This window comes from Colwellia aquaemaris (assembly GCF_057548755.1).
In genome coordinates this window covers 1-6,914 of record NZ_BAAJLV010000015.1, presented here as the reverse complement: position 1 = coordinate 6,914, position 6,914 = coordinate 1, and the positions used below count along the sequence as shown (strand labels likewise).

At 36.5% G+C, this 6,914-nt stretch carries 9 protein-coding genes; all 9 read right to left on the bottom strand.

Translation table 11 applies throughout. The features are described from left to right. Positions 1 to 405 (bottom strand): hypothetical protein (locus AC27HL_RS19405; protein ID WP_487082706.1); only part of this gene is annotated, 405 nt, incomplete at its 3' end. An 888-nt stretch (positions 406 to 1,293) separates the two neighbouring features. Continuing rightward, positions 1,294 to 1,674, bottom strand: a complete 381-nt coding sequence (locus tag AC27HL_RS19400) for a hypothetical protein (RefSeq protein ID WP_487082705.1) — start codon at positions 1,672 to 1,674, stop codon at positions 1,294 to 1,296. Between the two features lie 108 nt (positions 1,675 to 1,782). Beyond that, entirely contained in the window at positions 1,783 to 2,220 is a 438-nt protein-coding gene (locus AC27HL_RS19395; RefSeq protein WP_487082704.1) for a hypothetical protein, read from the bottom strand. A gap of 450 nt (positions 2,221 to 2,670) precedes the next feature. Further along, the gene (locus AC27HL_RS19390; RefSeq protein WP_487082703.1) at positions 2,671 to 2,895 is read right to left on the bottom strand and encodes a hypothetical protein; all 225 of its coding nucleotides are present in this window, start codon (positions 2,893 to 2,895) and stop codon (positions 2,671 to 2,673) included. 1,109 nt (positions 2,896 to 4,004) lie between these two features. Beyond that, complete coding sequence (locus AC27HL_RS19385; protein WP_487082702.1) at positions 4,005 to 4,361, bottom strand: hypothetical protein; 357 nt, start codon at positions 4,359 to 4,361, stop codon at positions 4,005 to 4,007. 773 nt (positions 4,362 to 5,134) lie between these two features. Then, positions 5,135 to 5,377 carry a hypothetical protein gene (locus AC27HL_RS19380; RefSeq protein ID WP_487082701.1) on the bottom strand — a complete coding sequence of 81 codons (243 nt, stop codon included), beginning with the start codon at positions 5,375 to 5,377 and terminating at the stop codon, positions 5,135 to 5,137. 124 nt (positions 5,378 to 5,501) lie between these two features. Continuing rightward, positions 5,502 to 5,876 (bottom strand): hypothetical protein, encoded by a 375-nt coding sequence (locus tag AC27HL_RS19375; RefSeq protein ID WP_487082700.1) that lies wholly within the window; start codon positions 5,874 to 5,876, stop codon positions 5,502 to 5,504. 108 nt (positions 5,877 to 5,984) lie between these two features. After that, positions 5,985 to 6,491, bottom strand: coding sequence for a hypothetical protein (locus AC27HL_RS19370; protein WP_487082699.1), 507 nt, complete (start codon positions 6,489 to 6,491; stop codon positions 5,985 to 5,987). A 114-nt stretch (positions 6,492 to 6,605) separates the two neighbouring features. After that, positions 6,606 to 6,887, bottom strand: coding sequence for a hypothetical protein (locus AC27HL_RS19365; RefSeq protein WP_487082698.1), 282 nt, complete (start codon positions 6,885 to 6,887; stop codon positions 6,606 to 6,608). Between the last annotated feature and the right edge of the window lie 27 nt (positions 6,888 to 6,914).

Sequence of the window (6,914 nt, the reverse complement as noted above, 5' to 3'; positions counted from 1 at the left end):
TGGCGGTTCTACCGCATATTTTTGATACTTTACTACAAACTCTTTTGCTTGAGCTAAAGTTTCAGGATAAGGCACACTGTCATAGCTATTTTTAATTGTCCGAATTTTTTGAAATACAAAGCCATGCTCAATTAAATACTTTACCTTTTTCCATTGAGCTACATCGGATTTTTTAGGTGGCTTGAAGTGACGCCCCAAGTTAACGGCAACACCTTTGCAAACAGGACACTCAATAGTTCTAGGGTAATCACATGGAGCAAGATTGAATTGGCGCAAATTTGAAGTTTTACAGTCACAACAAGCAAAAGACATTGAATACTCCGGCCCCTGATACATCACTTGAGGTTTCGGTAAATCTCTATAACCAGCCTTTCTTCGAAGCTCCATCCTAGACTGTTTATCCATACTTGATTACGCCTTATAACGCCAAGCTAACGGGCGTTTATAGTTTGGCTAAAATTGTGAGCGCAGCGAAACGAGCCAAACTTTAAACGTCCCATTAAGCGCCTTGTTATGCGCTGGTTGCGATTACCACAAACAGCGCCATTTATATAAGGTTTCGTGGCAGCCCAACCGTAGAAAACAAGAACTCCCACGCAGCGCGACACACCAAACCATGAATTTTGAGCCACTTTAATAAAGCAACTTTTGCCACCAAGCTTACCTTGGCGAAAAACTGTTTAGCAAAGAGCTAGAACAGAGGTATTGGCATTTAAATTACCAAAACAAAGAATCGGCAACAAACACCCTAGCCTTTGTGTAACTCCAGCCGAAAACACCAAATTTAACCGAATTCGCGGCTGACGCATAACGCCTCAATAAGGGGCTGATAATGCTTGGCTAAAATGTGCAGCGAAGCGAAACTGAGCCAAGCTTTAGCAGTCCCGCTTGATTGACTTGTTAGTTATTTTTAACTGAAAAGCACAATACTAGCAATAAGTTAGCATATTTAATTGACTAGAAAAAGAAAACAAGAACAACCCCGCGCTATTTACCAAACCGTTAATTTTGAGCCTTAAACACTGACGTTAATTTGACCAGTAAGCGATTTAGGCGAAAACTGGGTTGAGCAAAAACAAATTAAGAATTTGAAAGCAACGCCATTGCCAAACCAAAGAATGAAACACGTAAAAAACAGTAAGTAGTGCACCAACCTATAAAATTAATTTAACAGATTTAGCGCGGGTAACTAACGCCTCGTTAAGGGGCGAGAAATGTTGGCTAAAATGTGTAGCGAAGCGAAACCGAGCCAACTGTTACGAGTCCCGCTTGAACGACTTGTTATGTTGAAATTTATAGTTCTATGTCTATTTCAAAAGTTTGTTTTTCAGGGACGTTAAAATTAAAGGTTAATTCAAAGTCTTTTACAGAACACGCGACATGTCCTTTTTTATCAGAAGATAATCGATAGCCTGAATCTTTAATCATTTCAATAACCGCGGCAACAGGGGCATCTTTAGGGTGTAATTCTAAAATCCTTATGTTATCAACTTTACTATTATGACCGACATCGAGTTTAAAGGTCACTTGGCCATTAGTTTCTAATGAACGGTAAGATTTAGCAAATTTAGCTTTAGCTTGAGTTACAGCAAACACACTAGTTTCTTTATCGCATGGTATACAAGCATGTGCTGAACCAAATGATAAGAATGACAATAGTATAAATATTCGCAAGAGTTCACCTTTCAACATAACACCTCATTAAGAGGAAATTTATAGTTGGCTAAAATGTTGAACGCAGTGAAAACAGCCAACTGTAAATTTTCCTGCTTTAATGCCTTGTTAGGTTTTAGGGCACTCTTTGGTATCAATTTTAATTTCTGTTATTTGTTTTTGACTAGAGTCAAAATAGCTATATGCAACAATAATCTCTAAATCTCTGAAAGGCTGCATTGATTCTATCGTGCAAACTGAATTTACAATACTTGGTTTCATGTTATTTCTAAACGTTTCTACATCTATCTCATCTTTTTGGTGGCTAATTAGACGGTAATTATATGTAAATGTATTATTTACACCGGTAGTAGCAAATAGAATGGTTTCGGAATCCACATTCATTGGAAGGTTTTCATTGATGGTGCTCGCTGTTTTCATCAAAATCTCTGTATTATCCTGAGGTTTATCATTTTCAAATAATCCACTTACAGCCCATTGTCCTATTAACGCCCCACCGATTGCACAAATAACAGTTAAAACATTCGTCCATGTGATTTTTTTCATTGGTACTCCGAACCTTAATAAAACCTAACGCCCATATTAAGGGGCTTTTTATAGTTTGCCAAAATGTGTAGCGCAGCGGAACCAGGCAAACTTTAAAAAGTCCCGCTTGAATTGCTTGTTATATGCAGCGCCAGTAAAAACAAACACTACACGAATTTAAAGGCACCCGTGATAAAACAACCAGCCGTGAACTTTTGAGCGTTAACCACAACGGCTGAACTAAATTAATAACTTTGTTGCCTTTGAAAAAGGTTTAAAAAACAAAGTTCATTAGTGCATACACTAAACAGTTTTAGCGAAAAACACTACGTAAAAATCTCTTGCTCTAATACGTCATTCTTTAAAGCATATAACGCCCTAATAATGGGCAAAAAATTGTTGGCTAAAATGTTGAGGAACGAAAACAGCCAACTGTTTTTTGTCCTTATTAATTAGCTTGTTATAAGTACATTACGCACTAATTATGATTAATTTTTTTAGCAACGGCTTAGCCACAAATATTGTGAAGAATACCGTAAAAATTGCAGATATACCTAAGGTCGTTAACTCTCCTAGCAAGAAGAATGAAGAAACCGTTTTATAGATTAATACGAAAAAAGTAAAGTTTAAAGCCGCGACAGCAATAGCTATTACCGCTGAAGTTGGGACACTATATTTTAATTTTAATTCATCCATAAATTGAAACTTACACCTGAGTTTACTTGTACTTATAACGCCCATATTAAGGGGCTTTTTATAGTTTGCCAAAATGTGTAGCGCAGCGGAACCAAGCAAACTTTAAAAAGTCCCACTTGAATTGCTTGTTATATGCAGCGCAAGTTAAAACAAGTGCTACACGAATTTAAAAGCACCCGTTATAGAACGACCAACCGTAAACTTTTGAGCGTTAAGCACAACTGGCCGAACTAAATTAATAACTTTGTTGCCTTTGAAAAAGGAATAAACAACAAAGTTTATTAGTGCATACACTAAACAGTTTTAGCGAAAAACACTACGTAAAAATCTTTTGCTCTAATACGCAATTCTTTAAAGCATATAACGCCCGCATAACGGGCAAATACTGGTTGGCTAAAATCCGAAGCGCAGCGTAGGAGCCAACCAGTATTTGTCCAGTTGATGCGCTTGTTAGTTGATGACTTGAAACAACCTATTTGTTTTTGTTTATATTACGTTTAATAACAAACATACCCCAGATAAAAACAAAAAATAAGCAGTAAAAAATAAATACACGAGCATCTGCTGATAAAAAATTTCTACACAAAAATAGTAGAATCACTGCAAACAAGCAGCCCATACAAACAGCGATACCTTTCTCAAATTTTTTCATGACATTACAACTCTTACATGAAAACAACTAACGCCCATATTAAGGGGCTTTTTATAGTTTGCCAAAATGTGTAGCGCAGCGAAACCAGGCAAACTGTAAAAAGTCCCGCTTGAATTGCTTGTTATATGCAGCGTAGGTAAAAACAAACACTGCTAGCACTTTAAGGCACCCGTTATAAAACGACCAACCGTGAACTTTTGAGCGTTAAACACAATTGGCCGAACTAAATTAATAACTTTGTTGCCTTTGAAAAAGGGTTAAAAAACAAAGTTTATTAGTGCATACACTAAACAGTTTTAGCGAAAAACACTACGTAAAAAATCTCTTGCTCTAATACGTAATTCTTTGAAGCATATAACGCCCTGTTAATGGGCAAAATATAGTTGGCTAGAATAAGCGACGAAGGAGCAAAAGCCAACTGTATTTTGTCCTTGTTAAACAGCTTGTTATAAGTACATTACACCAAAACGCCATTTAACATAAATGCGGGTAAAAAGAATACTGAAGCATAAAGTATGGAACCAGAAACAACAAACGCGCATGTATAGAATAATGCTTGGGTAAAATATACTTTAGGCTGAAATATTGGGCTATTTTTGAATGCAGAAGTACAAAGATTAATCTCAAACTTTACCCGCTGAATAGCCGATTGAATACGAAGTAGCATTGGTTTGTAGTATAAAACCAAAAAGCTAAAAACTAATTCTATGCCACCAATATCTGCCATCAAAATAAATTCTGGCGCAAAAGGAGCGACACAACACATTATCGCAATAAATATAAACTTTTGAGTTTTACTTAAATTTTCCCACATACTCTTAACTATCCTTGTACTTATAACGCCCAATTAAGGGGCTTTTTATCGTTTGCCAAAATGTGTAGCGAAGCGAAACCAGGCAAACTGTAAAAAGTCCCGCTTGAATTGCTTGTTATATGCAGCATAGGTAAAAACAAACACTGATAGAACTTAAAGGCACCCGTTATAAAACAACCAACCGTGAACTTTTGAGCGTTAAGCACAACTGGCCGAACTAAATTAATAACTTTGTTGCCTTTGAAAATGGTATAAATAACAAAGTTTATTAGTGCATACACTAAACAGTTTTAGCGAAAAACACTGAGTAAAAATCTCTTGCTCTAAAACGTAATTCTTTGAAGCATATAACGCCCATATTAAGGGGCTTTTTAATAGTTTGCCAAAATGTGTAGCGCAGCGAAACTAGGCAAACTTTAAAAAGTCCCGCTTGAATTGCTTGTTATATGCAGCGCCAGTAAAAACAAACACTACACGAATTTAAAGGTACCGTTATAAAACAACCAGCCGTGAACTTTTGAGCGTTAACACAACTGGCCGAACTAAATTAATAACTTTGTTGCCTTTGAAAAAGGGTTAAATAACAAAGTTTATTAGTGCATACACTAAACAGTTTTAGCGAAAAACACTACGTAAAAATCTCTTGCTCTAATACGTAATTCTTTAAAGCATATAACGCCACATTAAGCGGCTTTTAATTGTTGGCTAAAATGTTGAACGGAGTGAAAACAGCCAACTGTTAAAAGTCCGTTTGAATGCCTTGTTAGGTGCAATCAATCACAGCCACCGCCGTCTCCACCGAAACCTCCTCCATCACCACCAAAGAAGCCGCCTCCGCCACTTGAGCTCCCACCATTTAATAAACCCAATTTGGCGAGAGCTTTGAGAAACAAATATAAAGCTAAAAATATAGTAATTAATGGAAGTAAAACACTATGTAATGCACTTTCAGATCTTACATCAGTGAAATGCCATGAAAAATACATAATAGTTAAAGTAATAATCCAATTTTTCATCTAGCCTCCATGCCTAATTGTATGCATTGGCACCTAACGCCCTGTTAAGGGGCAAATTGTAGTTGGCTATAATGTGAGCGGAGCGAAACAGCCAACTGTTATTTGTCGCACTTCAAAGTTGATACTAAGTGCTACATTTCTCAATAGTTTTTTCCTTAACGAGGAAGTCGAAGTACACCTTTATATCAGTAGTTTCTCGTTTGAATATATCACAATGTTTGTCTGTGTATGGCTCGGTTGGATATTGTCCATAACTAACCATATGACCACAACCACCGCCGATACCTTCTCCTTTACCAGCAGAAACGCATTCGGCCACAGCTTTCCAGTAAAAAGCTTCATTGATCGAATCTTTGCAGTCTCTATATGGACCCACAACTGCATTTCTAGCTTCTTTTCTTAACTCACGACTTTCATCTTTAGTTAAAGCACACTCTTCGTTAGCGAAAGAACTAAAACTAAGAACAAAAGATAGAAGTACTAATAGTAGATATTTCATATAGCCCCAGAGTTGCACCTAACGCCACGTTAAGCGGCAAAAAATTGTTGGCTAAAATTGTGAACGGAGTGAAACAGCCAACTGTTTTTTGTCCGTTTGAACGCCTTGTTAGGTTTTGAACCACAAGCGCTTTTTATGTTTACGATAATGCCAGATAGAGTAAATTACAAAAAATATACCGCCTACAAGCATTACAATTGAAGCACGCTGAATAGTAGCTAATTCGTTTTCGTAAGCGTAGACCTTTTTACCATTAACTACGATTTCATATACTGGATAATAGGTGAACTCATGCATCATTGGTTTTTGCGGCTGCGAATGGTCAGCTAAAACTTCAACAACAGATTCTGTTGTTAATGAATTATAGAGTTCTTCAGCTAATGCTCTCCCAAAACCATTATGAACAAATGCTTCTTTCTTTTTTAATTTGAAACGTACATCTCTGCCATTTTTACTTGCACGTTTTACCCACTCAATCTCACCAGAAGATTTAATTAATTCCGATTTTTTTGGGATAGGAGTTAAAAACTGTTCACCAAAGAAATAAGTGACTATTAAAAAGATCCCTGCAGTAAATGCAATGAGCGGTAAAAATTTATTTCGAAATGTACTCATATGCTTAATAGAAACCTAACGCCTTACTAAGCGGCGCGAAATTGTTGGCTAAAATTGCGAGGAACGAAGCTAGCCAACTGTTTAGCGTCCGTTTGAGTAACTTGTTAGTTGTACCTACACACCAAGCTTTAAAATAAGTTGCTTTAAAATAGCCAAGAGAATATATAACCAAAAAGCGACCAAGCAAAACATTAAACCAAAAAACAGTAAAATTTGTGAGGTATCAACTTGCCTTATTTCTGTATCAAAGTTGATCCCAACATATTTGCTTAACCATAAGCCTGAAATATTTAGAACGAAAACAAACAACATTAAACCAACGAAATACAAAGTAGATCTGACATTTCGTGCCTTTTTGTTTGGAGCTGCATCTAGATGAAATTCCAATTTACTCATTATTATTTGCCACACTCAAAGTACAAC